The organism is Massilia sp. DWR3-1-1 (assembly GCF_049898325.1).
Lineage (GTDB): Bacteria > Pseudomonadota > Gammaproteobacteria > Burkholderiales > Burkholderiaceae_D > JAFCUW01.
This window is the reverse complement of record NZ_JAFCXL010000031.1, coordinates 1-22,736: the sequence shown is the minus strand read 5'-3', so window position 1 is coordinate 22,736 and position 22,736 is coordinate 1. Positions and strand designations below refer to the sequence as shown.

Annotated in this window: 22 protein-coding genes; 8 read left to right on the top strand and 14 right to left on the bottom strand. The window is 66.6% G+C overall.

What is annotated here, in order from left to right; all coding sequences use genetic code 11:
* Positions 1 to 5 precede the first annotated feature (5 nt).
* From ACP7EY_RS22235 to ACP7EY_RS22220, 4 genes are read right to left on the bottom strand one after another with little or no spacing between them, the layout of a single operon-like run.
* Positions 6 to 1,697, bottom strand: a complete 1,692-nt coding sequence (locus ACP7EY_RS22235; protein ID WP_426197459.1) for a M14 family zinc carboxypeptidase — start codon at positions 1,695 to 1,697, stop codon at positions 6 to 8.
* 36 nt (positions 1,698 to 1,733) lie between these two features.
* Positions 1,734 to 3,293 carry a HAMP domain-containing sensor histidine kinase gene (locus ACP7EY_RS22230; protein WP_426197458.1) on the bottom strand — a complete coding sequence of 520 codons (1,560 nt, stop codon included), beginning with the start codon at positions 3,291 to 3,293 and terminating at the stop codon, positions 1,734 to 1,736.
* A gap of 1 nt (position 3,294) precedes the next feature.
* The gene (locus tag ACP7EY_RS22225; protein WP_426197457.1) at positions 3,295 to 4,182 is read right to left on the bottom strand and encodes a hypothetical protein; all 888 of its coding nucleotides are present in this window, start codon (positions 4,180 to 4,182) and stop codon (positions 3,295 to 3,297) included.
* Between the two features lie 26 nt (positions 4,183 to 4,208).
* The gene (locus tag ACP7EY_RS22220) at positions 4,209 to 4,883 is read right to left on the bottom strand and encodes a response regulator transcription factor (protein ID WP_426197456.1); all 675 of its coding nucleotides are present in this window, start codon (positions 4,881 to 4,883) and stop codon (positions 4,209 to 4,211) included.
* Positions 4,884 to 5,182: 299 nt separating this feature from the next.
* Between ACP7EY_RS22220 and ACP7EY_RS22215 the strand changes: the two genes are divergently transcribed.
* The 3 genes from ACP7EY_RS22215 to ACP7EY_RS22205 all read left to right on the top strand — a co-directional run bounded on the left by ACP7EY_RS22215 (position 5,183) and on the right by ACP7EY_RS22205 (position 9,969).
* Positions 5,183 to 5,854, top strand: a complete 672-nt coding sequence (locus ACP7EY_RS22215) for an energy transducer TonB (protein WP_426197455.1) — start codon at positions 5,183 to 5,185, stop codon at positions 5,852 to 5,854.
* Positions 5,855 to 5,984: 130 nt separating this feature from the next.
* Positions 5,985 to 8,315 (top strand): M28 family peptidase, encoded by a 2,331-nt coding sequence (locus ACP7EY_RS22210; RefSeq protein WP_426197454.1) that lies wholly within the window; start codon positions 5,985 to 5,987, stop codon positions 8,313 to 8,315.
* A 52-nt stretch (positions 8,316 to 8,367) separates the two neighbouring features.
* Complete coding sequence (locus ACP7EY_RS22205; protein ID WP_426197453.1) at positions 8,368 to 9,969, top strand: M28 family peptidase; 1,602 nt, start codon at positions 8,368 to 8,370, stop codon at positions 9,967 to 9,969.
* Between the two features lie 6 nt (positions 9,970 to 9,975).
* Here the strand turns inward: ACP7EY_RS22205 and ACP7EY_RS22200 are convergent, their stop codons facing one another.
* From ACP7EY_RS22200 to sodC, 4 genes are all read right to left on the bottom strand, one after another.
* Positions 9,976 to 11,025 (bottom strand): aldo/keto reductase, encoded by a 1,050-nt coding sequence (locus tag ACP7EY_RS22200; RefSeq protein WP_426197452.1) that lies wholly within the window; start codon positions 11,023 to 11,025, stop codon positions 9,976 to 9,978.
* Between the two features lie 187 nt (positions 11,026 to 11,212).
* Positions 11,213 to 12,268, bottom strand: a complete 1,056-nt coding sequence (locus ACP7EY_RS22195; RefSeq protein ID WP_426197451.1) for a phospholipase A — start codon at positions 12,266 to 12,268, stop codon at positions 11,213 to 11,215.
* A 179-nt stretch (positions 12,269 to 12,447) separates the two neighbouring features.
* Positions 12,448 to 12,903, bottom strand: coding sequence for a tellurite resistance TerB family protein (locus ACP7EY_RS22190; RefSeq protein ID WP_426197450.1), 456 nt, complete (start codon positions 12,901 to 12,903; stop codon positions 12,448 to 12,450).
* Positions 12,904 to 13,028: 125 nt separating this feature from the next.
* On the bottom strand, positions 13,029 to 13,556 hold the full coding sequence (sodC, locus tag ACP7EY_RS22185; protein ID WP_426197449.1) for a superoxide dismutase [Cu-Zn] SodC: 528 nt from the start codon (positions 13,554 to 13,556) through the stop codon (positions 13,029 to 13,031).
* Positions 13,557 to 13,773: 217 nt separating this feature from the next.
* Here sodC and ACP7EY_RS22180 point away from each other — a divergent pair, with 217 nt between their 5' ends.
* From ACP7EY_RS22180 to ACP7EY_RS22165, 4 genes are all read left to right on the top strand, one after another.
* A complete protein-coding gene (locus ACP7EY_RS22180) occupies positions 13,774 to 14,892 on the top strand; it encodes a hypothetical protein (RefSeq protein ID WP_426197448.1) in 1,119 nt (372 codons plus the stop codon).
* Positions 14,893 to 15,109: 217 nt separating this feature from the next.
* Entirely contained in the window at positions 15,110 to 15,439 is a 330-nt protein-coding gene (locus tag ACP7EY_RS22175; RefSeq protein WP_426197447.1) for a hypothetical protein, read from the top strand.
* 45 nt (positions 15,440 to 15,484) lie between these two features.
* Positions 15,485 to 15,898, top strand: a complete 414-nt coding sequence (locus tag ACP7EY_RS22170; RefSeq protein WP_426197446.1) for a hypothetical protein — start codon at positions 15,485 to 15,487, stop codon at positions 15,896 to 15,898.
* A gap of 63 nt (positions 15,899 to 15,961) precedes the next feature.
* Positions 15,962 to 16,360 carry a hypothetical protein gene (locus ACP7EY_RS22165; RefSeq protein ID WP_426197445.1) on the top strand — a complete coding sequence of 133 codons (399 nt, stop codon included), beginning with the start codon at positions 15,962 to 15,964 and terminating at the stop codon, positions 16,358 to 16,360.
* A gap of 42 nt (positions 16,361 to 16,402) precedes the next feature.
* Here ACP7EY_RS22165 and ACP7EY_RS22160 read toward each other — a convergent pair whose 3' ends face one another.
* The 5 genes from ACP7EY_RS22160 to ACP7EY_RS22140 all read right to left on the bottom strand — a co-directional run bounded on the left by ACP7EY_RS22160 (position 16,403) and on the right by ACP7EY_RS22140 (position 21,354).
* Positions 16,403 to 17,479, bottom strand: a complete 1,077-nt coding sequence (locus ACP7EY_RS22160; RefSeq protein ID WP_426197444.1) for a serine hydrolase domain-containing protein — start codon at positions 17,477 to 17,479, stop codon at positions 16,403 to 16,405.
* 29 nt (positions 17,480 to 17,508) lie between these two features.
* Positions 17,509 to 18,360: a helix-turn-helix transcriptional regulator gene (locus ACP7EY_RS22155; RefSeq protein ID WP_426197443.1), complete on the bottom strand. Its 852-nt coding sequence runs from the start codon at positions 18,358 to 18,360 to the stop codon at positions 17,509 to 17,511.
* Between the two features lie 122 nt (positions 18,361 to 18,482).
* Entirely contained in the window at positions 18,483 to 20,054 is a 1,572-nt protein-coding gene (locus ACP7EY_RS22150) for a hypothetical protein (RefSeq protein ID WP_426197442.1), read from the bottom strand.
* Positions 20,051 to 20,917 (bottom strand): ABC transporter ATP-binding protein, encoded by an 867-nt coding sequence (locus ACP7EY_RS22145; RefSeq protein WP_426197441.1) that lies wholly within the window; start codon positions 20,915 to 20,917, stop codon positions 20,051 to 20,053. The genes ACP7EY_RS22150 and ACP7EY_RS22145 overlap by 4 nt, the downstream gene beginning before the upstream one ends.
* A gap of 254 nt (positions 20,918 to 21,171) precedes the next feature.
* Positions 21,172 to 21,354 carry a hypothetical protein gene (locus ACP7EY_RS22140; RefSeq protein WP_426197467.1) on the bottom strand — a complete coding sequence of 61 codons (183 nt, stop codon included), beginning with the start codon at positions 21,352 to 21,354 and terminating at the stop codon, positions 21,172 to 21,174.
* Between ACP7EY_RS22140 and ACP7EY_RS22135 the strand changes: the two genes are divergently transcribed.
* On the top strand, positions 21,274 to 21,516 hold the full coding sequence (locus ACP7EY_RS22135; RefSeq protein WP_426197466.1) for a hypothetical protein: 243 nt from the start codon (positions 21,274 to 21,276) through the stop codon (positions 21,514 to 21,516). The genes ACP7EY_RS22140 and ACP7EY_RS22135 overlap by 81 nt on opposite strands.
* A 420-nt stretch (positions 21,517 to 21,936) precedes the next feature.
* Here ACP7EY_RS22135 and ACP7EY_RS22130 read toward each other — a convergent pair whose 3' ends face one another.
* Positions 21,937 to 22,506 (bottom strand): outer membrane beta-barrel protein, encoded by a 570-nt coding sequence (locus ACP7EY_RS22130; RefSeq protein WP_426197440.1) that lies wholly within the window; start codon positions 22,504 to 22,506, stop codon positions 21,937 to 21,939.
* Between the last annotated feature and the right edge of the window lie 230 nt (positions 22,507 to 22,736).

Genomic DNA, 22,736 nt, shown 5'->3' with positions numbered 1-22,736 from the left:
GCCCCTTACGCCATCAGCATGAACACCGGGTAGCGGCGCCATTCGCTCTCGCGATACCGTTCGCAGTGGGCAAAAATAAAATCGAGCACGGCGCCCTGGTCGGCCAGCATGGCGGGATTGGCCGCCTTCCAGTCGTCGAACTTCGCCCGCAAGGCCGGCTCGTCGCGCAGCAGTTCGGCGGCGTGGTCTTCGAACACATAGTCGGAATACGCTTCCTTCTTTTCCAGCACACTGTTGAACAGGCCCCAGCGGAAAAAGCTGTCGTGCCCTTGCGGCTCGAGCATTTCGACGGCGTAGCGCGCCTGCGGCTGGTCGAGCCGGACCACGTAGTCGCCCGCCCGCAAGGGCAGCGCGCCGCTGTGCCGCTCCAGCGTGAGTTCGTCATGGAACATGTGGCCCTCGTAGGGGCCGGCGCGCGAGGTGACGGCGTCGACATGGTAATAGTCGAGCACGCGCGTTTCGTCGGCCGCCAGGCGCTCCATGACGACGCCATTCCACTGCAGCCGCTCGATCGCTTCGCGCCACTGCTGCGGCACGATATACGCCTTCGGCGCGGGCACGTCGACGTCGGCGGGGAAGCTGTCGTAGTAGTCGATGTCGCGCTCCCACGGCGCCGAGCGGTCGTAGGACAGGCGCGTGTAGTGGCCCAGGATGCTGGGGCGGTACACGGCCGCGTAACCCTTGAAGCGAAACCGCGACGGGGTGGCCGCGTCCATCGACCAGTGCACCGGCAGGCTGCGCGCGCTGCTCACGCTGGCGCGGTCGACCCGGCGCAGGGCGGCGATGGTGGCGCCGTGGCGCACCGTGAATTCGAGCACCGTCTCGACCAGCGCGCGCATCGCATCGTAGCGCGCCGCGAAGCTCTTGAGCATGTGCGTTTCGGGCATGAAGCCGATGGTGTGGTGCAGGGCCGCGTAGCCGGTCGAAAAGCGCGGCGTTTCGAGGAACTCGGCGATGCCGTGATCGGGGCTGTCCTGCACCGGGTTGACGTAGGGGCAGGTCGGCCAGCCCCGTTCGTCCATGCCGGCAAAAAGCGCCGGCAGCATGGTCTCGCGCAGGAACGGCCCCAGGCTGCCGCCCAGCTTGTCGGCCTGGGTGTGAATCAAGGTCATGGTGTAGCTGTAGTCGGCGCCGTTGGAGGTGTGGGTGTCGACCATGACGTCCGGGTCCCAGCTGGTGAAATGCTGGTTGAACACGCGCGCCGTCAGGGTGTCGCACTTGACGAAGTCGCGGTTCAGGTCGAGGTGGCGGCTGTTGCCGCGAAAGCCGAACGACTCGGGGCCGTCCTGGTTCACGCGCGAGCTGTCGTTGCGATTGAGGCTGCCGTCGACGTTGTAGAGGGGGATGAACATGAACACCGTGCGGCCCAGCGCGGCCAGGCGCGCCGGGTCGACGCAAAAATCGCGCACCAGCGCCATGCAGGCGTCGACCCCTTCCGGCTCGCCCGGGTGGATGCCGTTGTTGTTGAAGAAGACGGGACGTTCGGCCGCCTTGATGGCGGCGCGGTCGAACACGCCGTCGGCGCTGACCACGCCGGCGTGGATGGGCACGCCCATGTCGGACACGCCGATCTGGGCAAAATCGAGCACGCCGGGAAAGCGCTGCGCCAGCATCTCGTACCAGGCGATGCACTCGGCCCAGCTGGTGGTCTGGTTGTGGTTGCCCTGCTCGTAGGGGGTAAAGAGAGTGTGGTCCATGGTCGCTTCAGGTGGAGGGTTGGTGTTGACAGGGCTCTACGATACAGCAGCCGGTCCGTTCGATGCCTCGCCCAGCGGCAAGGTGATCGCAACCACCGTGCCGCCGTCGCCGCCGTCGCCATCGCTGCCCTCGCCGGCGGCCTGCGCCGCGCCCGAGTCGAAGGCGATGGTGCCGCCCAGCGCATGCACGCGCTCGCGCATGCCGATGATGCCGATGCCGGGCGAGGCCGTGCCGACATCGAAGCCGTCGCCGTTGTCGGCCACTTCGATGGTCAGCGTGTTGTCGCGCCGGGACAGGATCAGCGCCACCTCGGCGTGGCTGGCGCCGGCATGCTTGATGACGTTCGAGACCGCTTCCTGGACGATGCGGTAGGCGGAGATGGCCAGCTCGTTGCCCAGGCTGGCGAAATCGCCTTCCGAGTGAAACGTGAAGCGGCAGCCCGATTCGCGGTCGTAGTGGCGCAGCATTTCCTCGACCGCGCCGTGCAGACCCAGCATGTCCAGCACTTCCGGGCGCAGGCGCCGTACCAGCCGCCGTCCGCTGGCGTACAGGTCCAGCGTGAGGCGGGTGATGGCGGCCGACTTGACCATGATCTGCCCGATCGCCGCCGGGTCGCCCGCTTGCGCCTTCCCGGCCAGGTGCAGGATCGACTGCGACTCCAGGCGCGCCGCGATCAGCGAGGCATTGAGTTCATCGTGGATCTCGATGGCGATGCTTTTGCGCTCATCCTCGACGATCGAATTGACCTTGGCGATCAGTTTGCGCTTGTCGGCGTCGGCCTTGAGCGCTTCATTGCGCGACGCTTCGAGCGCGCGGGTGCGCTCGGCCACCTTGTTTTCCAGCTGCTGCTTGGACTGGTCGAGCGCCACCGACATCTCGCCGATCGAGGCCTGCAATTCGCCGATCTCGCCGCCCGTGCTCACCGGCAGGCTGACCCGGTAGACGCCGCCGCGGATCTGGCGCAGGGCGCCGATCGCCGCCCGCAAGGGCGTCGTCAGGCTGCGCGCCAGGAACAGGGCGACGGCGGCCGACGCCAGCAGCGCCAGCGCGGCGATGCCCAGTTCGATCTGAAAGCGCCGCGCCTGGGTCGCCAGCATGTTCGTCGGCGACATCGTCACCCGCACCGTGCCCACCACTTCGGCTGGCTGGGTGGGCGGCTTGGTGTCGCTGGGGCTCGACACGTGGGGCGCGCCGTTATCGGAAAACAGGTTCACCCAGATCACCTGCTTCTTGATGGGCGCCGTGGTGGAGCGCGGTTCGGCCTGCAGGGCAAACTGGGTGGTGACGCTGATGGCCTGCTTTTCGGCCGCGTCGAGCACCTCGATGCGGTAGATGCTTTTATCGGACTGCACCAGCCCGTTGATGGTCAGGCGCAGGTCCGACAGGTTGCCGGAGATGACGTTGTATTCGCTCGTCTCGGCCAGCGCGCGGGCGAGGATGCGGCCCCGCTCGGCCAGCTCCTCGGCCACCTGGGCGCGGTGCGAATACCACGAGTACCAGACAAACGAGGAAAACAGGAACACCACCGGCAGCATGGTGATGAAGATCATGCGGGTGCCGATGCTCCAGCTTTGCCAGAATCGCAGGTGCGTCATGCTAGTTGACGGCCACGGGCGGGCGCCGCGTCAGCGCGCGCGCGGCGGCGCTCACGTCGAGGTCGAGTGAGCGGGCCACGCCATCGTTGACGATGGTGCGGAAATAGCGGGGGAACTGGGGCGCCGGCAGCGTGCCCGTGCTGGCAAAGGCCAGCGCCATCTCGGCCACCTGGATGTCGATGTCTTCGACCTCCGAATAGGTCGTCGCCAGCGCGCCCGCCTTGACCATGTCGGCCGAAAAACCGATCACCCCCTGCTTGTGGCGGTAGGTCGAGAGCAGGATGTTGCGGATGGTGTCGGCGTTGTAGACGCCGCTGTCGGGCATCGCCAGCAGCACGTCGGCGGGGGCGATGCGGTTGAGGATGCGGTTGATGTCCTCGCCCGCCGCCATGTCCGCCATTTCCAGCGCCGGGCGCGCTTCGCGCAGCACCAGCTTGAGGTGGGCGCTGTCGGCGCCGGCCACGAAGGCCACCCGCACGGGGCGCCGGTACAGCAGCTCGATCAGGCGCAACTGGTCGGCCGGCGCCGGCTCGGCATACACGGCGGTGATGACGCCGTGGCCGCGGTGGCCATTCGCGCCGGCCACCGCCTGTACCACCTGGCTGGCCGTGAACGCGGCAATGACGACGCTGTCGTCGTCGCGGCTGGCGGCGTCGCGCAGGGCGGCCGGACCGATGGCGATGTAGACCAGGCGGCGCCGCTGCGCCAGTTCGGTGCGAAAGCTCGCGGCCAGCGGCGCCAGGCGCCTGTACAGGTCGTCGGCGATCCGGCGCGTTTGCACGCTGTCGTCGCCGGTGACGATGTGAAAGCGGAAGCCCTGGGCGGGCGCCGCCGCCACACTGGCGGCGCGCCCTGGCGGCGCCATGACCGTGACCGTGAGCATGAGCATGAGCAGCCGGGCCCGGGCGCCCCGCACTAGGGCTCGATCAGGCCGTGCTTGACGGCCAGACGGGTGATGTGGGCCTGGCGGTGCACGCCCAGCTTTTCCTTGACCGACTGGCTGATGTTACTGATGGTCTTGGTCGACAGATTGAGGCGCTCGGCGATTTCGGCGTTGGTCAGCCCCTCGGCCATCAGCTTGAAGATGTCCAGGCCGCGCGCGTCGAGCTGCGACTGCGGCGACACGTCGCCGCGCACCGACAGGTTGGCCAGGCGCTCGGCGATCTGCGGCAGGAAATACAGCCTGCCCTCGTGCGCATGGCGCACCGCCGTGGCCAGGTCGGCCGGGTCGCAATCCTTGGTGACGAAAGCACGCGCGCCCAGCCGGTAGGCTTCCTTGATCAGGCTGTCCTGGTCGAACTGGGTGAGGAACACGATGTTGGCGTCCGGGTAGCCCGCCAGCAGCGTGCGCGCCGCGTCCAGCCCCGTCAGCTCGGTGCCGAAGCGGATATCGAGCACCGCCACATCGGGCCGCAGTGCGGCGTACAGGGCGGCCGCTTCGTCGGGACTGCGGGCCTGGCCGACGACGTCCATGCCGACCCCGGCAAGCGACATGGCAAAGCCCGTCATGACGATGGGGTGATCGTCGGCCAGCATCACGCGAATGGCGCGCGCGTCCGTCGGCGCACTTGAATTGATAACAGCTTCCACAGATCTCCCTTGCGCCGGCCGGCTCGCCCTACACCTGATTACTATCGCCTGGCAGTTCAGTTTGCGCGGCAACGGACGCATTCCGCCGCCAATGGAATGATTTTACACACGCGCACCGTATGAAGACGGAATTTTCGGCGAGCACCTGCGGACAGAAACCCTGATCGACATCGTGATCGCTATACTTTTGCCATTAAAATGCTTTTCAATTGCTAGGCAATAGCATATATTAGTTCCATATCATTGCTTTACACGCAGTCGCCAGCAAGCCCACACTGACCACAAGGAGAAACAACACCATGCATTTCTCGTCCATCCATCAAGCAGGTGGCAGCAGGTTCGGCAAGCTGGCCATCGTCGCCGCCCTCCACGTGGCCATCGGCGCCGTCTTCATCCACACCCTCAATACGCGCGGCGTGGCCCTGCCGGCCATGCCGGCGGAACTGGTGCTGATGTTGACGCCCGAGCCACCGCCGCCACCGCCACCGCCGCCGCCCACCGTGCCGACGCCGGCAACGCTGGCGCCGCCGCAGGTCATCGCCCCGCCCGTCGAGGTGCTGGTGCAGCAGGCGCCGCCACCGAACAACATCAGCGTCGAGGTATCGACGGCGACGGCGCCGCAGCCGCCCACCACCGCCGCAGTGGCGGCCGAGCCGGGGCCGGCCACGGCGGCGCCCCGGCCGGCCGGCGTGCGCTCGGTGGCGCTGGCCGACGCCAGCGGCTGCGCCACCCCGAACTACCCGGCGCGGGCGGCGCGCAACAACGAGAGCGGCACCGTGATCCTGGCCCTGCTGGTGGGCACCAATGGCCGCGTCGGCGACGCGCGCATTGACTCGACGAGCGGTTCGCGCGAGCTCGACAAGGCGGCCATCGCCGCGCTGTCGACCTGCACCTTCAAGCCGGCCATGAACGGCGGCGTCGCCGAACCGGGCTGGGCACGCATTGCCTACGTCTGGACGCTGGAGCAGTAAGCAAGCATTTTCTGCATGGACCGGCAAGCTCTTGCTTCTTGCCCCGGCCGCCGCCTCCGGCCGGGGTTTTTTTTTGGCCATTTTTTCAGCGATCGCGCATCGTTTCACCTGTCACCACCCGGGAATCGCCATGTTTAGTACCCTGTCAACGCCGCGCACATGGAGCGCGGGCCTGCTTGCCGCCGCCGTGCTCACCAGTGTCGCCGTCCTCGCCGGCCTGGGCCTGGCGCACAGCCGGCAAGCCCAGGCCGCGCCCGGGTTTTCGCTCGAGCGCGCGCTGCGCGACGTGGCCGTGCTGGCGGCGGCGCCGCGCCCCATCGGCAGCGCCGCCAACGGCGTCGCGCGCGCGCACATCGTCGCGCAGTTGACGGCGCTGGGGCTGGCGCCACAGGTGCAGACGGCGCTGGCGCAAAAAAACACCATCGACCGTCGCCGCAACCTGCAGGTGGCGCTGGGCATGGTCAACAACGTCGTCGTGCTGATCCCCGGCGCCGCGCCCGACCACGCCAGCCGCCCCGCCCTGCTGCTGGCGAGCGCCTACGACACGGGCGAGCGCAGCGTGGGCGCGGCGGCCAGTGCGGCGCCGGTGGCGGCGCTGCTGGAAACGCTGCGCCGGCTGAAGGCGATGGCGCCGATGGCCAACGACGTGGTGGTGCTGTTCGCCGACGGCGACAGCGTGGGCGGCCTGGGCGCGCGCGCCTTCGCCGGCCAGCACCGCCTGGCCCCGCGCATCGGCCTGGTGATCCGCTTCGACAGCGCCGGCAGCGATGGCGCGCCGGTGCTGGTGGGAGTGGGTGGCACCAGCGCGGCCAGCGCCACCGCCGTGCGCGGCTGGGCCAGCGCGGCGCCGCGCGCCCATGGCGGCGCCGCCCTGCAGGGGCTCTACCAGGACCTGCCCGGGGTGCGCATGGGCGACCTGGCGAACCTGGGCAGCGCGCACCTGCACCTGGCCAACCTGGAAGGCGGCAACGGCAGCGGCATCGGCTCGCGCGACACCGTCGACCGGCTGGCGCCGGCCATGCTCGAGCAGGCCGGTGCCACCATGTTCGCCCTGGCGCGCCATTTCGGCGACGGTCCCGCGCTGACGGCGGCCACGCCCGGCCAGGCGCAGGCGCCGGTGCTGTACTTCGACCTGCCGCTGGCGGGCGTGATCAGCTATTCGCCAGAGAGCGTGTGGGCCTTCACCCGCCTGGCCTGCCTGCTGCTGGCGATCGTCTGCTGCCTGGCGGTGCAGCGGGGCGACGTCAGCGTGCGCGAGTTGGTCGACGCGGCGCTGGGCTTCGTGGCCATCGCCGCCGTGCTGGTGCTGGCGGCGGCGCTGGTGTGGAACCTGCTGCCGTCGCTGCACCGCGGTTACGACGCCCGCAACGTGGGTGCCGGCCTGCGCGACAGCTGGTTCCTGGGCGGCTTCGCCGCGCTCGGCACGGCCCTGTTCGTGCTGCTGCAGCGGGGCTTCCGGCGCGCCGTCGGCCACGCCGCCGCCGCCCTCGGTCCCCTGCTGGCGGCCACCGTGCTGCTGCTGGTGCTGAGCTGGCAGATGCCGCAGACCAGTTACGTGCTGGCGTGGCCCCTGATCGGCACCCTGCTCGCCTACGGCGTGCTGTATGCGCCGCAGTTGACGCGCCTGTCGGGCCTGCGCCGCGCGCTGATCCTGGGCGCCGGCGCCGTGCCGGCCCTGCTGATCATCGGCCCCCTGCTGGACGATGTGTTCATCATTACCTCGCCCGAACGCAGCGAGCTGCCGATGCTCGTGCTGGCGCTGCTGCTGGGGATGGCCAGCGTGCTGCTCACGGCCCAGCGCCGCTTCATCGTGCGCGGCCTGGGCGTGGCCAGCCTGGCCTGCTTCACGGTGGCTGGCAGCGCCGCCCCCTACGGCCAGGCCCCGCTGCCGCAGCCGAACCGCATGGTGTACCTGAAGGATGCGGCGACCTGGCGCAGCTGGTGGATGATGCCCAACGGCCCGCTCGATCCGTGGTCGCGGGGCTTCTTTCCCACCGCCGGCGCGCGCGCCCGCGTGCAGGTCGAGGCCTTCGGCTGGAACAGCAGTCCCATGTGGCTGGCGCCCGCGCCGCGCAGCGCGGTGACGTTTCCGGCCATGCTCACCGTCAGCGACGTCGATGACGGCCAGCGCCGCCACCTGCGTTTTACGCTCGCGGCGAAAACGGCGGTACCGTTCATCGATCTGACGCTGAGCGGCGCCGATGCCTTCGCCACCAGCGTCAACGGCCGCCCCCTGTCGCACGAACGCAGCGCCTCCTACACGCTGGCCCTGTACGGCATGGGCGGCCAGACGCTCGATTTCCGCTTCGACGTGGAGTCGGACAAGCAGGCCATCATCGAGGTGCTCGAACGCACGCCGGGCCTGCCCGTTCAGGCGGCAGAGCGCCCGGCCGGCCTGCCGCCGCCGTTCACGCCGATGACGGCGACGACCATCGCCAGGGATCGCCTGGTATTTCGCTGAACGGTACAATGAGTGCCACGGGCATTCATTCATCCTTTCACTGCAGGTATCCATGCGCAAGCTGATCTTTTCCGTCGCCTTACTCTCTGCCGGCCTGGCATCGGCCGCCGGCCCCACCGTCCAGGAAGCACCCCTGCGCGCCCACCTGCAATTTCTGTCGAGCGACCTGCTCGAAGGACGCGGCACCGGCCAGCGGGGCGGCGACCTGACGGTGGCGTATCTTGAAACGCAGGCGATGGCGGCCGGACTGCGGCCGGCCAATGGCGCCAGCTTCCGCCAGAGCGTCAAGATCGCCGGCGTCAAGGCGCTGCCGGACGAGAGCGCCGTGGGCATCGACATCAAGGGCAAGCAGCAGGCGCTGGTGTTCGGGCGCGACTGGGTGTGGGCGCCCGGCGACGCCAGGGCGCAGCACCTGATGGACGCCGAGATGGTGTTTGTCGGCTATGGCATCAGCGCCCCGGAACTGGGCTGGGACGATTACAAGGGCGTCGACGTGCGCGGCAAGGTGCTGGTGATGATGGTCAACGACCCGCTGCCCACCGCCGCCGAGCCGGACCGGTTCAATGGCAAGGGGCTGACCTATTACGGCCGCTGGACCTACAAGTTCGAGGAAGCGGCCCGCCACGGCGCCGCCGGGGTGCTGCTGATCCACACCGACGCCTCCGCCTCCTACGGCTGGAGCGTGGTGCAAAACAGCTGGCTGGCCGAGCGCTTCCAGCTGGCCGCGGGCGAACCGGGCAGCGGCATGCAGGGCTGGATGACGGAAGCGAGCGCGCGCGCCGTGTTCAAGGCGGCCGGGCACGACCTCGACAGCCTGCGCGGCGCCGCCGAAACGCGCGACTTCACCCCCGTGCCGCTGGCCGCCCGCGTGCGCGGCGAAGCCAACGCCAGCGTGCGCCTGATCGAGCAGTTCAACGTCGCCGGCATCGTCCCCGGCACCGACCCGAAACTCAAAGACGAGCTCGTCATCTACAGCGCTCACTGGGACCACCTGGGCAAGCAGGGCGCGGGCGGCGACAATATTTATAACGGCGCCGTCGACAATGCCTCCGGCTCGGCCGCCTTGCTGGCGATGGCGCAGGAAGCGGTCAAGTCGCCCGCCCGGCGCAGCCAGATGTTCCTGTGGGTGGCCGCCGAAGAACAAGGTTTGTTGGGCAGCGCGGCGTATGCGGTCGCCCCCCTGTGGCCGGCCGCCAGGACCGCCGCCAACCTCAACCTGGACAGTTTGAACTGGGTCGGCCGCACCCGCGACATGGGCGCCAGCGGCAGCGAACGCACGGAGCTGGGCGCCTTCGCCGCAGCCACGGCCAAGGCAATGGGCCTGACGGTGGCGACACCGAAGCCGGATTTATCGGGCGGTTACTTCCGCAGCGACCATTTTTCTTTCGCCAAGGCGGGCATCCCCGCTTTTTCCGTCGGCGGCGGCAGCGACTATGTGGAAGAAGGCGCCGCCTCGACGGCACGGCGCAAGCGCTATGGCGAAGAACGCTACCACCAGGTGTCGGATGAATACGATCCCGGCTGGGACATGGCGGGCATGGTGCAGCAGGCGCAATTTACCCTGAACCTGGGGCGCAGGGTGGCCGATGCGCCGAAGATGCCGGCGTGGAAGGCCGGCGATGCGTTCGGACGGGTGCGGGCGGGCGCGAACTAAGGCCCTTCACCGAGCGCCGCCTGCCTCGGCCAGCTGCCCGCGCCGAAACTCTCCCTGGCGCTCGAACATCCAGCCCGGATACTCGGGTGGTAGCGCACTCGCGGCGTCGATGGCGGCCAGCTCGGCCCCGCTCAGGGTCAGGGTGGTGGCGGCGATATTGTCCTGCAACTGCGCGAGGCGCTTGGCGCCGATGATGACGCTGCTCACTTGCGGCTGGTGCAGCAACCACGCCAGCGCCACCCGCGCCACCGACACCCCGTGCGCGGCGGCGATGGGGCGCATGGCGTCGATGGCTTGCCAGCCGCGCTCCTTGTCGACGGGCGGAAAATCGAAGGCGGCGCGGCGGCTGCCCGCTTCGGCCTGCTGATCGCGGCCGTACTTGCCGCTCAACAGGCCGCCCGCGAGCGGACTCCACACCATGAGACTGAGGCCCTCGCTGCGCAGCATGGGAATCAGCTCGCGCTCGAGGTCGCGCCCCGCCACGCTGTAATAGGCCTGCAAGGACTGAAAGCTGGCGATGCCCAGGCGCTGGGAGATGCCGAGCGCCTTGGCGATTTGCCAGGCTGCCCAGTTCGACACGCCGATATAGCGCACGTGGCCATGCTGCACCACGGTGTCGAGCGCGCGCAGGGTTTCTTCGATGGGCGTGGCGGGATCGAAACCGTGCACCTGGTACAGGTCGATATGGTCAAGCTGCATGCGCTGCAGGCTGGCCTTGACGCCGTCGATGATATGGCTGCGCGACAAGCCGCGCCCGTTTGGTCCCTGCCCCGTTTCACCGAACACCTTCGTGGCGATCACCACGTCTTCGCGGGCAATGTGCAGATTTTTCAGGGCCTGGCCGACGATGGTTTCAGAGGCACCGCCCGCATAGACGTCAGCCGTGTCGATGAAGTTGATGCCGCTGTCGAGGGCGGCGCCGATCAGGGTTTCCGCTTCGCCCTGCTGGAGCTGGCCGATCTTGCCCCACATGCCATCGGCACCGCCGAAGGTCATGGTGCCGAGGCACAGTTCAGAGACGAATAATCCGGTCTTGCCAAGTACGTGGTGACGCATGGGGGCTCGCTTCGCTGGAATGGTTGGCCGGATCCGGGACGGACCGTGCGGCACCACCCCAGCATAGCGCCCTGCGGCGATCGGCGCTTTCAAGCGCGGCAGTGGTGCGCGGCAACAACGCGCACGTAAAAAAGCCTGGCCGCGCGAGCATCGCGCGGCCAGGCCGATAGCGGCACTGCGGGGCAAGTTAAAAGTCGAGCAGTACCCCGGCGCCCAGCGATTTCTGCGCGTAGTTATAGTCGATCAAGCTCTGGCCGTAGCCCGTGAAGCCCTGGACATAACCCTTCAGGTTGGTAACGATGGGAATCGACACGCCCACTTGCAAGGCGCCGTGACCGGTGCTGAAATTGCGCCGCACCAAGGCCGAATACTCGTAGCCGCGGTTGTAATAAACCACTTTCATGTCGCCGTGGCCCATGAAGTCGGTGATGTCGAGGTTGTCGTTGTCCGACTTGGCGTTATCGAGACGCTTCCAGACACGGGTGGTCACTTGCAGGTCGCCGCTTTCCAGCCCCAGCGCCGCGTAGGCGCGGTTCCAGCTGCGCGACAGGGTCAGGCCTTGGCCGTTCGACTGGTGCGACGCGCCCAGCGAGACAAAGCGGATGTTGACGGGACCGAGCTGCTTGTTAATCGGCAGCACGGCCATGATTTCCGGCTGGTAGTTCGTTTCGCGGAACGGGCTCGAATACTTGCGCGCATACGCCTGCCAGAAACTCTGCTGGGTGTAACCGGCCCACAGGTCGATGGGCGAACCGGCGATGCCCTCGATCAGCTTCGATTTAAAGCTCAGCTGATACGTCAGCTCGACGTGCTTGGCCTGGTAGCCTTCGGCCACAAAACCCCGGTAAGGGCGGTCATTGGTCGAATTGCTCTGGTTCGCCAGCAACAGATAATTGTCGCGGAACGGCCGCACCGCGTACACGCCGCGGTTGGCGTCGTTGTTCAATTCCCAGTCCTGGCTCATGCGCGAAATCGGCGTGGCCGGCGCCAGCACCTTGGCGCTGGGCCGCGATGGCATCGCTGCCGCCACCGCATTGGCCGCCTCCGGCGAGGCGCTGGCGGGCACGCCGACGGTCTGCTCCGCCTTGACCAGTTCCTTGGCCAGGGCGTCGTAGCAACCGAGGCGGGCGCTGGCGTCGCCCAGGGCGGCGCAACGTTGCAGATATTGTTCAGGTTCGGCGGCGTGGGCATGCGCCATGGCGAGCAGCGTCGCCGCGCAAATCAGGGAGGGAGCGAATTTCATGTGAATTTTGATTGTGGACAATGGAATGTGCGCAAGTATATCCACAATTCATTTTTTATGAGGCAATGCAGCAATTAATAGTGCCCATGCTCGCTTTTGCTGCGGGCAGCCGTTTAAGTTGGCACGCATTAACAACAACGGCGCCCGCGGGCGCCGTTGTTGTTGTTATCAGTGAGTGCTTACTGCAAGTCAAATTCCGATGGACTCATGCCCAATTCGCGGATGATTTTACCGGCCACGATCTGTTCTTTCGCATCGAAGTCGCCGTCCGACGAGGCCACCGCGATGATCATGCGCACCAGCAGGCGCGACGCTTCCGTGTTTGATTTCATTTTATGCAGCGACTGGTAGGCCTTGGCCTCGCCGATATCCTTGTCGAATTCGAGCTGGCCCACGTAGTCCTGGAAGGCCTTGATGACGTCGCTGGTGGTGAACACGGACAGGGCGTCATTGTTTTCGATGAACTTGATCATCTTCTGCTTTTCTTCGGCGCTCACGCTGCCGTCGGCCATCGAGATCAGGGCGCAGCCGGCCATGGCGGCGTTGAGAAAATCCTTGTTCTTGTACTTCAAGGCTTCCGTCTTGAGCTCGCTGGCCTTGCTTTTCAAACGGGACAAGAAATTATCGAAACTCATTTTCCAACTCCAGTCATGTGTATGGAACGCTTATCTTACGCGCGAAGGCCCGCAAGGCCGCGCACCCCTGTCAGATCGGCCGCCATGCCAGCCTGCGCCAGCCGCCGTGCCGGCGCCGCGTGTATTTATGGAATGGGTCCGCAAACGAGTCGGGCGCCGCCGCCGCCCAACATGGCCGGATGATCGGCGTGGTTGTCGCCGCCCACATGGACCATCAGCGAGCGGCCCTTGAGGTCGGCCATTTTCAGGCGCGGCGCCAGCACCGGGTTGCTTGCGTTGCCGGCGGCGTCCACCGCCAGCGCGGGCAGATCGCCCAGGTGGCCATTGCCCCAAGGCAGGCCATGCTGCTTGCTGCCGCGCGGGTCGTAGTGGCCGCCCGCAGCCAGGCCGGCGACCAGCTTGCCGTCCTTTTCGCCGTCGGCGCAACTGCCGTTTTCGTGGACGTGGAAACCATGCAAGCCGGGCGGCAGTCCGGTCAGGGCGGGCGTGAACACCAGACCGTAGGGCGTTTCGCTGACCACCACCAGGCCGGCCGCGGCGCCCGCTCCACCCAGCATTTTCAGGGAAATGCTCAGTTCTGCCGCACTTGCGCTGCCGAATGCACAGGTGAGTGCCAGGGCGGCGGCACAGCGCTTTATCAATTGAGTTTGCATGCTGATCCTTTGGAGGTGGTAGCGGTAAGCTGTTCACTCTACAGCAGATAGCAAAAATTCAAGGTCCGCACAATTGGCGTCCTTGCGCGCTGCCTCTTGGCGAGCAAGCAGTGGCATTGCCATTTAACAAATAATTGACAAGAAAGCAGCAAGTGTCGTAGCGTGTCCGCAGTTGCGTTTCCTGGCCTCCTGCGCCCTTCACCCTTGCCGCCGCCCTATGAATTTTGATGTCGAACAGTGGGACACGCTCGTTGGCGACCTGTACCAGTCGATGCTGCGCCCGGAGTTACTGGCCGGCGCGGTGGCCACCGCCAACACCGCCTTGCACTCGGACCTGTGCCACATCGTCGGCTTCACGCCGGACGGGAAAGAGACCATCCGGATCTTCACGGACAAGGACTTGAACGCCGCTGGCGACCTCTACGCGGGCCATTACAGCCGCATCGATCCACGGCGCAAATTCATCGAGACGGCGGCGGTCGGCGCGACCTACCGGTGCTCGGCGTTCTACGATGAAAAATTCGTCAGCGCCAACGAGTTCTACCAGGACTTCCTCATTCCGCAAGGCTTTCGCTACGTGATCGGGGCGTGCCTGTATCGCAGCGAAGCGCAGACCATTTTCGCCGCCTTCAACCATGGCAAAGGCCGGCCGGATTTCTCGGCAACGGAGCAGCATTTTTTCGGGCTCTACATTTCCCATCTGAGCAAGGTGATGGGGGCCATGCTCAAGCTCGCGCCCGTGTCGCAAGCGCTCGAGAGCGAGATGGCGCTCGATGCGCTCCAGTATGGCGTGATCGGCCTGAACGCCAAGGGCAAGATCACGTATGCCAATGCCAGGTCGGAGCAATTGCTGCGGGCGCAGCTCAAGGGCGAGATTGCGCGCGGGCAGTTGCGCGAGGGCGGCGCGCTGGCGGGCATCGTCCAGCAGGTCCTCGGCGACGGCAAGCCGAAGTCGCTGACCGTGCCCACGGCGACGGGGGCGCCGGCCTTGTTCATCACGATTGTGCGCACGGCACAGGCATCGGCGCCCGTGCTGCTCGGCGGCGGCGACAGCGAAGGCGCCAGCACAAGGGCGCTGCTGGTCATCAGCAGCGGCAACGGGCAAGCGGCCCCGCCCCCGAGCCAGCTGGTCGACATGTTCGGCTTGTCGCCCACCGAAGCCAGGCTGGCCCACCAGATCACGGGCGGCATGTCGATCAAGGGCTATGCCGATACCTTCTGCGTCAGCGTGGCGACCGCCCGCACCCAGCTGCGGGCGGTGCTGCGCAAAACGGGGCAAAGCCGCCAGCAAGGGCTGGTCCAGATGCTGGCGTCGATCCCGAAAAGCCCCGCCTGAGGGGGCGTGGCAGGCGCACCCGCCAGCGCCGGTCTTTTTAGACAGCCAGTCTTGCCTTAAAAGATAGCTATTTCCGCCAAATATCATCCACATGGATGAGCTCTGCGGCCGCCCGCTTCGCGCATCATTGCAGCATGCAGGCCGACCAGGCCGAACGCCGCGCCGCGCCGGACAGGCGCCGTGGGCGCCCATGTCAGCACCAATGAGGAATGGATCGATGAAAAACGTCTTTTTGTGTTTGGCGCTTGCCGGCTTGATCGTCGGCTGCGCGAAGGGCCCGACCGACAGCGAAATGAAAGCGGCGCTGCAAAAAACCGCCGACGCCACCATGGCCGGCTTGATCGGCACGGGCGCCGAAGCGAAGCAGCTGGGCGACCTGGCCAAGATTCAATACCTGCAGGTGAAAAGCCTCGGTTGCAAGAGCGATGGCGATCATTCCTACCGCTGCGACGTGCAGATGGAAGTGAAGTCGATGGTGGGAACGCAAAACAATACCGAGTCGATCCGCTTCATCAAGACCGACAGCGGCTGGGTGCCGGGCCGGTAGTTCGCCTGGATTATTTGAACAAGGCTTTGTATAATGATATTGAAAATGAGCATGAAACATGTTTTCTCGGTATGTGTATTGATGGTCCTGGCCGTCGCCGCCTGCAGCAAAAAAGACCTGACGCCCGATGAGGTCGTGAAGGGTTTTCTGACGGATTTTTCGGAGGAAAACATCGACGGTGCGGTGTCCCGGCTGGGGCCGACATTGAAGGCGCGCTTTCTCGACAAACCGGACGTGACGAAAAGCGCATTCAAGGAACAGAAAGTGAAAGTGGAGAAATGCGGCGGTTACAAGACGATCAGCGCCAACTACACCGTCACTCCCGAGCAGAGCACGGTCGAAGGGTATTCCCTGATCAATTTTAAGGGCCAGTGCCCGGGCGAGAAACAATACGTGCGTTTGACCCGGAGCGAGGGGCGCTGGTTGATCGACGAGTTCGGCCCCACCGTCAAACAATAATCGCCTGACGCCAGCACGACGCCGGCGTCGATGCATCTGACAAGCACCATCAAGGAACCCGCCATGCGTGAAGTAACAGGAACACTGTCAATGTTGGGAAGCGGCTCGACCACCCAGACCAGTGTCGGCAAAGCCTTTGTTCACTACGATGTGATCGAAATTGGCGACCAGATCATTCAGAAGGTCAGGACCGCGCGCAGCCTGGGCGACTTCATTGCGCGCGGCCTGGGCCAGCAGACGACCTTGTACCTGGTGGGACCGATGATCGTCGGCGTGAAATTGGCGGACGGCAAAGTCTACTATTGGAAACGCAGCGCCTTGGTCGTCGTGTTCTGCCTGGTGCTGGTGCCCGTGTGGGGTCTGGGACTGCTGTGTGCGCTGTTCTTGAAAAGCGACCTGGAACATGTTCTGTCGGTGCAGCCGAAGTTGAAAGCGCTCGGTGGCATTCCACTGACCAGTTGACGCACAAGCGCCCCACACGACATTGTTGGGGCGCAGCGCAACTCAGGGACGCATCAGGGGCGGCAAGATCAAGTTCGTCAGCAATTTTTCGCTGAGGGGATGGGCGTCGCGGACCTGGAAGTTGGTCGTCGTGATGACCACCACGGCGTCCTGCCCGGGCAGCACGAACACCTTGTTGCCGCCCGAGCCCGCCATGCTGTAACTGTTGACGGCGCGCCCGTCGACCTTGAACGACTGCAGCCACCACAGGTAGCCGTAGTCAAACCCCTCGCGGGCATTGGCCTGCGGCGCGATCGAGCGCCGGACCCAGTCGGCGGCGATCACCTGCTTGCCGTCCCAGCGCCCGCCATTGAGGTAGAGCTGGCCCAGCTTCATCAGGTCCACGCTGCGCAGTTGCAAGCCGCCCCCCGTCATGGCCGGGCCCTTGGGCTGGAACTGCCATTTGGCCTTGTCGATGCCCAGCGGCTTGAACAGATTGGCGGCGGCGAAGTCTGGCACGCGCTGGCCGCTGGCGCGCTCGATCAGCGGCCCGAGCAGGGCCACCCCCGCCGTGCAGTAGCTGAAGGCGCGCCCGTACGGCGATTTTTCCGGGCGCGTCTCCCATTCGGGGAAGCCCTTGATGGGCAGGTCGACCAGGAACCGGCTCCAGTCTTCCACCAGGTACATGCGCTCCTCGTTGCCGCGCGATAGCTGGTTGTCGTCGTCGCACTCGAGCAGCGAGCTCATGGTGAGGAAATCCTCGACCGTGATCTGGTCCTTGCGGGGGTCGGCAAAGGCCAGCGGACGCAGCTCGGGAAAATACGGCAGCACCGGACTGTCCAGGCGCAACAGCTTGCGCTCGACCGCCAGGCCAACGAGCATGCCGGCCACGGTCTTGGTGACGGAGCGCGTATTGCGCAGGCCCTCGGCGCCGTCCTTGTCAAAATAATGTTCGTAGACCAGCTTGCCATGGCGCGCCACCACGACGCTGGTGATGTTCTTGTAGGTGCCCGCTTCGATGGCGCTGGTGATGGCATCGAAGTCGCCCGCGCGGGCACCGGTGCTGGCGCCGATGAGCAGGACGATGGGCAAAACACGGGGCAAAAACCGGGCAAGGCGGCGTGGCAGGCGAGGCAACATGGTGTTCTCCGTCAGTGAAAAATCATAGTCTAGGCAGCCGGGGTGGGCATCGTCTTGGACGTTTGAAACATCCGCCGCCGATAGCTGGCCGGGGTCATGCCGTACTGGGACTGGAAGGCGCGGTTCATGTGGCTCTGGTCGGCGAAACCGGCCGTGGCGGCCACATCGGCCATGGCCAGACCCGGACGGCGCAGCAGGCCACTGGCTTGCTCGAGGCGGCGCCAGCGCAGAAGGTCGCCCGGGGAATAGCCCCAGGCCTGGCGAAACACGCGCGCCAGGTGCACCGGGTGCACGCCGAGCGTGGCGGCCAGGTCGGCGATGCGCAAGTGGCTGTCGGCGGCCATGTCCATCACGGCGTCGTAGGCCTGGTGGGCCCAGGCGGGCAGCGCGCGCACGGCGGGGGCGGGGGCGCCGTGCAGGCTGGCCAGCACGTCCCAGGCGCCCGCTTCGAGCACGGCGCCGTCACCGCCGCCGCCCATTTCGCGGGCGATCCTGAATGCGGCGGCCACGCTGGCCGGGGCGGCCAGCACGCGCGCTTCCTGCTGGGCCGCCTGTAACTCGTGCGCGCCCAGCAGCACGGCCGGATCGAGCGACACCGTCAGAAAACTGCCTTTGCCATCGAGGAAACGGTCGCGGTGGGTGGTGCCGGCGGGATTGAACACCAGCGTGGGCGCGCACGCCTGCGCGGGCGCGTGGCGCGCGCTGGAAAGATACACACCGGACAGCACCAGCACGAAGTGGGCGTCGTCATGGCGGTGGGTGGCGACTTCGTCCTCGCTGCGGGTGGCGTTGAGGCGCCGGATATCGAACACGCGGCCGCACGCGCCGTGGTGCAGGTCGCCGTAAAACTGGCCGGACTTGAATTGAATGGGGGAGCTCATGCGGCCATGCTACGTGCGCGCGCGCCCGCCGGTGGGCAGGCTGAGACCGGCTGCGCCAGATGGGGGACCAGTGGTCGGCCAGCGGGGTCGAACGGGGCGACCCCGCATGGCGGGCCAGCAGGCTAGCCTGCCCGGCGACGGTTCCAGCCATGGCCGGCCAGCGCAGCGGCCAGGCCGGCGCCGCTCCAGGCCGCGATGGACAGACCGGTGGCCACGCCGTTGGCGCCGATGGCATCGACCCACGGCAGCTGCACGGCGTTGATGCACACGTACAACCAGGCCAGGATCAGCAGCAGAAACGTGCGCGCGCTGCCGCTGCAGCGGCCCAGCAAGCTGGCCAGGGCGGCCAGCGCGAACAGGCCCGTCGCCAGGGCCAGCGCCAGCCGCGGTTGCAGCAGCGCCAGGCGCAGGCCCGCCAGCGCCGTGAACATCAGTCCCAGCAGATAGCCGGCGGCCAGCTGGCGCCAGTAGCGCCGGGCGGCGCCACCGGGCACGGCGGCGGCCATGGCGGCGCAGCCGGCATCGTTGTCGCGGGTGGCAAGATCGCTCACCAGCACCCCCCAGAAGGCCACGCAGCCCAGCAGCAGCGGCCCCAGCGCCCGGGCGTCCACCAGCAGCGCGGCCAGCTGGGCGGCCAGCAGCACGGCGATGGCCGCCGGCGCGGCGGCGAGGGTCAGGGTGGTATCGGCCAGCACCTGGCCGGCCATGCCGGGCAGGCGTGCGGCCAGGGCGAACAGGGGCTGGCACAGGCGCGACAGCGGACGCAGCGCGCCGTTGACCAGCGCCAGCGGCGAGCGGCGCGAGCGCGCCTGGGCCGGCTTGACGCGGTCGGGCGAGTAGCGGTGGAAGCACAGCACGGCCGGCAGCAGGGGCAGCAGCGCCAGCGCCGCGGTGCCGGCCCGCAGCGCCGCCATCTTGCCCGTCCACGGAAACGGCGCCAGCGTCAGCGGCGCCTTGGCGGCGTCGAAGTCGGCGATGCCCAGCGACATGTGGGCCATGTCGAACTGGCTCGCCAGCGCCATGATCACCCCGCTCAAGCCCGTGAAATCGAGCAGCGACACGAGCGGGGCGGCGTGGCCGGACATCAGTTGCGGCAGCAGCGCCAGCTGGGCCATCCAGACGACGAAGAACAGCAGGTCGCCGCCCTTGCCCATCAGCGGCGCGTAGTTGTCGCACAAGGTGGCGCAGCTGACGGTGAACAGGACCAGCGGCGTAAACACCAGCACATACGTGAACACATACACGAGCACCTCGACGGGGCCCTCGCCGCGCACGGCGTGGGCGAGGATCACGGTGAACATGGCGGCGGCCAGCAGCGCGCACAAGTACAGCACCCCGCCCAGCCAGCGGCCCAGCACGAACACGGCCCCGCCGTCGATGCTGGCGCCGATGACGCCGGCGACGCCGCTGCGCAGGTCTTGCGCCGCGCGTCCCCGCAACAGGAAAAACCCGGCCAGGCCGAACAGCAGGCCGGTCTGGCCGGCGCTGCCCAGTGCCAGCGCGGCGCTGGTGTAGCGGACGCGCGCGCCGTTGAAGGCAATCAAGGTGCTGCCACCGGCGGGGTCGCTGATCATGATCCAGCCCAGCACCATCACCAGCAGCACCGTGACCAGGGTGGCCGGGCGGCGCAGGCGCAAGCGCAGTTCCGTCAGGGCCACCGTCCACAGGGGCGGCAACGCCGCGCGCAGCCTCATGCGGCCTCCTGCACGGCGTACTTCTGGGCCATCAGCGCTTCTTCCAGGCTCGGTTCGACCAGGCGGGCGTCGCCGCACGGCGCGCTGGGGTGGGCGATGCGCAGCAACATGTGCTCGCCCTGGCGCTGCGCGTGGAGGATGTGCATGCCGGGGCGCAGGCGCGCGTAGTCGGCATGGTCGACGGTGGCCGACCAGACGTGGCCGCGCGCGCGCCGCAGGATCGCCTCGGGCGTGTCGCATGCTACCAGGCGGCCGCTGCGCAGGATCGCCAGGCGGTCGGCGATGCTTTCCACGTCCGACACGATGTGGGTGGAGATGATGACCAGCTTGCTCTGCCCCAGTTCGGCCAGCAGGTTGCGAAAGCGCAGCCGTTCTTCCGGATCGAGGCCGGCGGTGGGTTCGTCGACGACGAGGATGGCGGGATCGTTGAGCAGCGCCTGGGCGATTCCCAGGCGGCGCAACATGCCGCCCGAGAAGGTGCTGGCGGGGCGACGCGCCTGCTCGTGCAGGTTGACCAGTTCGAGCAGGCGGGTGATGCGGGCGGGATCGCGCACGCCCTTGAGGGCGGCGAAGTACTGCATGAATTCCAGTGCCGACAGGTTCGGGTAGACGCCGAAGTCCTGCGGCAGGTAGCCCAGGCGCGCGCGCATGCTGTCGGGGCGGGCATGGATGTCGACGCCGTCGAACACGATGCGCCCGGACGTGGGCCGGGTCAGCGTGGCGATCATCTGCATGAGCGTGGTCTTGCCGGCGCCGTTGTGGCCGATCAGGCCAACAACACCCGTGTCGAGCCGTAAGGTGATGTCGTCGACGGCGGCGACGTTCTTGCCGTATTGTTTGACGACGTTCTGCAATTCCAGCATGTTGTCCGCTCCGGTCTGTGATCGATGTGAGCACTGTAGAACCGCGCCCCTCATGGCGCCCGCCCGATGCGACCGAACGGGCATTCGGGGGCGTGAAACGGGGCTGGGCGGGACAGCCGGCCTGGCAGCGTGGTACGGAAGGCACGCCACCGCGCCCGGCATCGACACCGGCTGCGCACAGTCTAAAAATAATTTTCAGTCAAGATTTCTTCCTTGCTGCCGCTAACGAGGGAAAGCGAGGAATTTCGATGACATCAATTCATGTAACGCTGAGCCCCGTGGCCAGTGCCGAGGGCAGCGGCAATGCCAGCGGGGCCAGTGCCAATCCCGCTGATCTGGCGGGCCTGCAACGAAAAATGGCCGCGCTGATGAAAGAGATGAAAGACGCCAGCGCCGATCGCACCCCGGGCGCGAAGGAGCGCGTCGAGTTGCTGCAAGTACGTATCCAGGCGTGTCAGATGCAGATCGAGCAGGTGCAGGCGGCGGCGGCGCAGAAGGCGCAGCTCAAGCAGGCGGCGCAGTCGCCAGCGGCGGACGGTGGCGCGCCCGCCAGGGCGGCCGACGGCGCCATCGGGCGCAACATCGACGTCATGGCTTGAGCGGGGACGCGGGAGCGGCGGCCGGCGGCGGCGGCGCCGTCGACGACCATGTCGACATCGGCGCTGGTGGCGATGTACAGCGCCTTGTCCTTGAACGTGGGCGGCGCGGCGCTGATCTGGCGCGCCAGCGCGCCCTGGTTCCACCACGGGCTGGGGTCGATGGCGATGCAGGTGTCGAACAAGTCCGGCTCGAGCAACAGCGTTTCGACGACGAACAGGCCGGCCAGCGATGCGCCGACGATGGCGCCTCTTGCGTGACCTGGTATCAGCGTGCTTGTGTAGAGCACGTCAATCTTAACAAGGCCCCCCTGCTCCAACATCACGATATTGATCGCAGAATGATGCTGGCCTGTCGCTTGCGGCAGCCGTGGAGCCGTTGGGGGGCTGGGGTTACATGGGACACCCGAGAGGGCAAACGATCTAGAACGAGTATTTCAATCCAAGTTCCAGCTTCTGCTGCGTGAAGTTGCCAGATTTGCCGTAGCGATTGTATTCGAACACGCCGGCGACGCGATCGGTGATCCGATAGTCGGCACCGACACCGAACATGGGCCGCACGAAGGAGTTGACGCCTGACACGAGACGGTTGCTCTCGGCCGAAAACCTGTTCGCCGCGATCCCCAGCTTGCCAAATACATTCAAGGAGTCCCCCAAGGGCAGGCTCGCTTTGCCGGCCGCGTACCACGTCGAAGCGGAAATACGCACTGCCGCATCGCTGCCGGGCGTGGGATCAGCGATCTTCATGGTGCCGAAGTGACCGTAGCCAAGTTCGAAGCTGTAGCGCTCGCTGAGGGCCGTGCCGCCATACAGTTTGAACGAACGGGGCGTATTGTAGTTTTCAACGTGTTTCGCGACAGCGAAGTCCGCGTAGGCTTCGCCACCGCTTGTGACGTTCAGTCCTACGTAGGTGTCACCGGCAGATGCTGTTGCGGACATGAAAGCGGAGGCGAGCAAGGCCATCACCGCGGTCGAGCGCAGGGTATTGTTCATCGGGTTCCTTGATGTATTACGTTTGGTCCGATTCACCGAAGTGGGAATCAGTGGAGCAAGTGTAGGAACAGTCGAACTTGTTGTCAATTTGAAATTTGACGGCGACGGGCGATAAAAAAGGCGCTTTCACCGTTAGCTGTTGAGTTTCTTTCGAGCTCAACCGCCGAAGTGACCGAGCGCCGCTGCGAGGAAGCGCTCGGCGTTGCCGATGCGGCGCAGGTCGATGGCCC

Bases quoted from the DNA above. Each gene is read 5' to 3' on its own strand.
- ACP7EY_RS22160 (WP_426197444.1), bottom strand. From the start codon at position 17,479: ATGTTGCCTCGCCTGCCACGCCGCCTTGCCCGGTTTTTGCCCCGTGTT.
- ACP7EY_RS22130 (WP_426197440.1), bottom strand. From the start codon at position 22,506: ATGAACAATACCCTGCGCTCGACCGCGGTGATGGCCTTGCTCGCCTCC.
- ACP7EY_RS22225 (WP_426197457.1), bottom strand. From the start codon at position 4,182: ATGCTCATGCTCACGGTCACGGTCATGGCGCCGCCAGGGCGCGCCGCC.
- ACP7EY_RS22175 (WP_426197447.1), top strand. From the start codon at position 15,110: ATGAAAAACGTCTTTTTGTGTTTGGCGCTTGCCGGCTTGATCGTCGGC.
- ACP7EY_RS22235 (WP_426197459.1), bottom strand. From the start codon at position 1,697: ATGGACCACACTCTCTTTACCCCCTACGAGCAGGGCAACCACAACCAG.
- ACP7EY_RS22170 (WP_426197446.1), top strand. From the start codon at position 15,485: ATGAGCATGAAACATGTTTTCTCGGTATGTGTATTGATGGTCCTGGCC.
- ACP7EY_RS22210 (WP_426197454.1), top strand. From the start codon at position 5,985: ATGTTTAGTACCCTGTCAACGCCGCGCACATGGAGCGCGGGCCTGCTT.
- ACP7EY_RS22150 (WP_426197442.1), bottom strand. From the start codon at position 20,054: ATGAGGCTGCGCGCGGCGTTGCCGCCCCTGTGGACGGTGGCCCTGACG.
- ACP7EY_RS22200 (WP_426197452.1), bottom strand. From the start codon at position 11,025: ATGCGTCACCACGTACTTGGCAAGACCGGATTATTCGTCTCTGAACTG.
- ACP7EY_RS22215 (WP_426197455.1), top strand. From the start codon at position 5,183: ATGCATTTCTCGTCCATCCATCAAGCAGGTGGCAGCAGGTTCGGCAAG.
- sodC (WP_426197449.1), bottom strand. From the start codon at position 13,556: ATGCAAACTCAATTGATAAAGCGCTGTGCCGCCGCCCTGGCACTCACC.
- ACP7EY_RS22145 (WP_426197441.1), bottom strand. From the start codon at position 20,917: ATGCTGGAATTGCAGAACGTCGTCAAACAATACGGCAAGAACGTCGCC.
- ACP7EY_RS22180 (WP_426197448.1), top strand. From the start codon at position 13,774: ATGAATTTTGATGTCGAACAGTGGGACACGCTCGTTGGCGACCTGTAC.
- ACP7EY_RS22155 (WP_426197443.1), bottom strand. From the start codon at position 18,360: ATGAGCTCCCCCATTCAATTCAAGTCCGGCCAGTTTTACGGCGACCTG.
- ACP7EY_RS22195 (WP_426197451.1), bottom strand. From the start codon at position 12,268: ATGAAATTCGCTCCCTCCCTGATTTGCGCGGCGACGCTGCTCGCCATG.
- ACP7EY_RS22165 (WP_426197445.1), top strand. From the start codon at position 15,962: ATGCGTGAAGTAACAGGAACACTGTCAATGTTGGGAAGCGGCTCGACC.
- ACP7EY_RS22190 (WP_426197450.1), bottom strand. From the start codon at position 12,903: ATGAGTTTCGATAATTTCTTGTCCCGTTTGAAAAGCAAGGCCAGCGAG.
- ACP7EY_RS22205 (WP_426197453.1), top strand. From the start codon at position 8,368: ATGCGCAAGCTGATCTTTTCCGTCGCCTTACTCTCTGCCGGCCTGGCA.
- ACP7EY_RS22135 (WP_426197466.1), top strand. From the start codon at position 21,274: ATGGCCGCGCTGATGAAAGAGATGAAAGACGCCAGCGCCGATCGCACC.
- ACP7EY_RS22230 (WP_426197458.1), bottom strand. From the start codon at position 3,293: ATGACGCACCTGCGATTCTGGCAAAGCTGGAGCATCGGCACCCGCATG.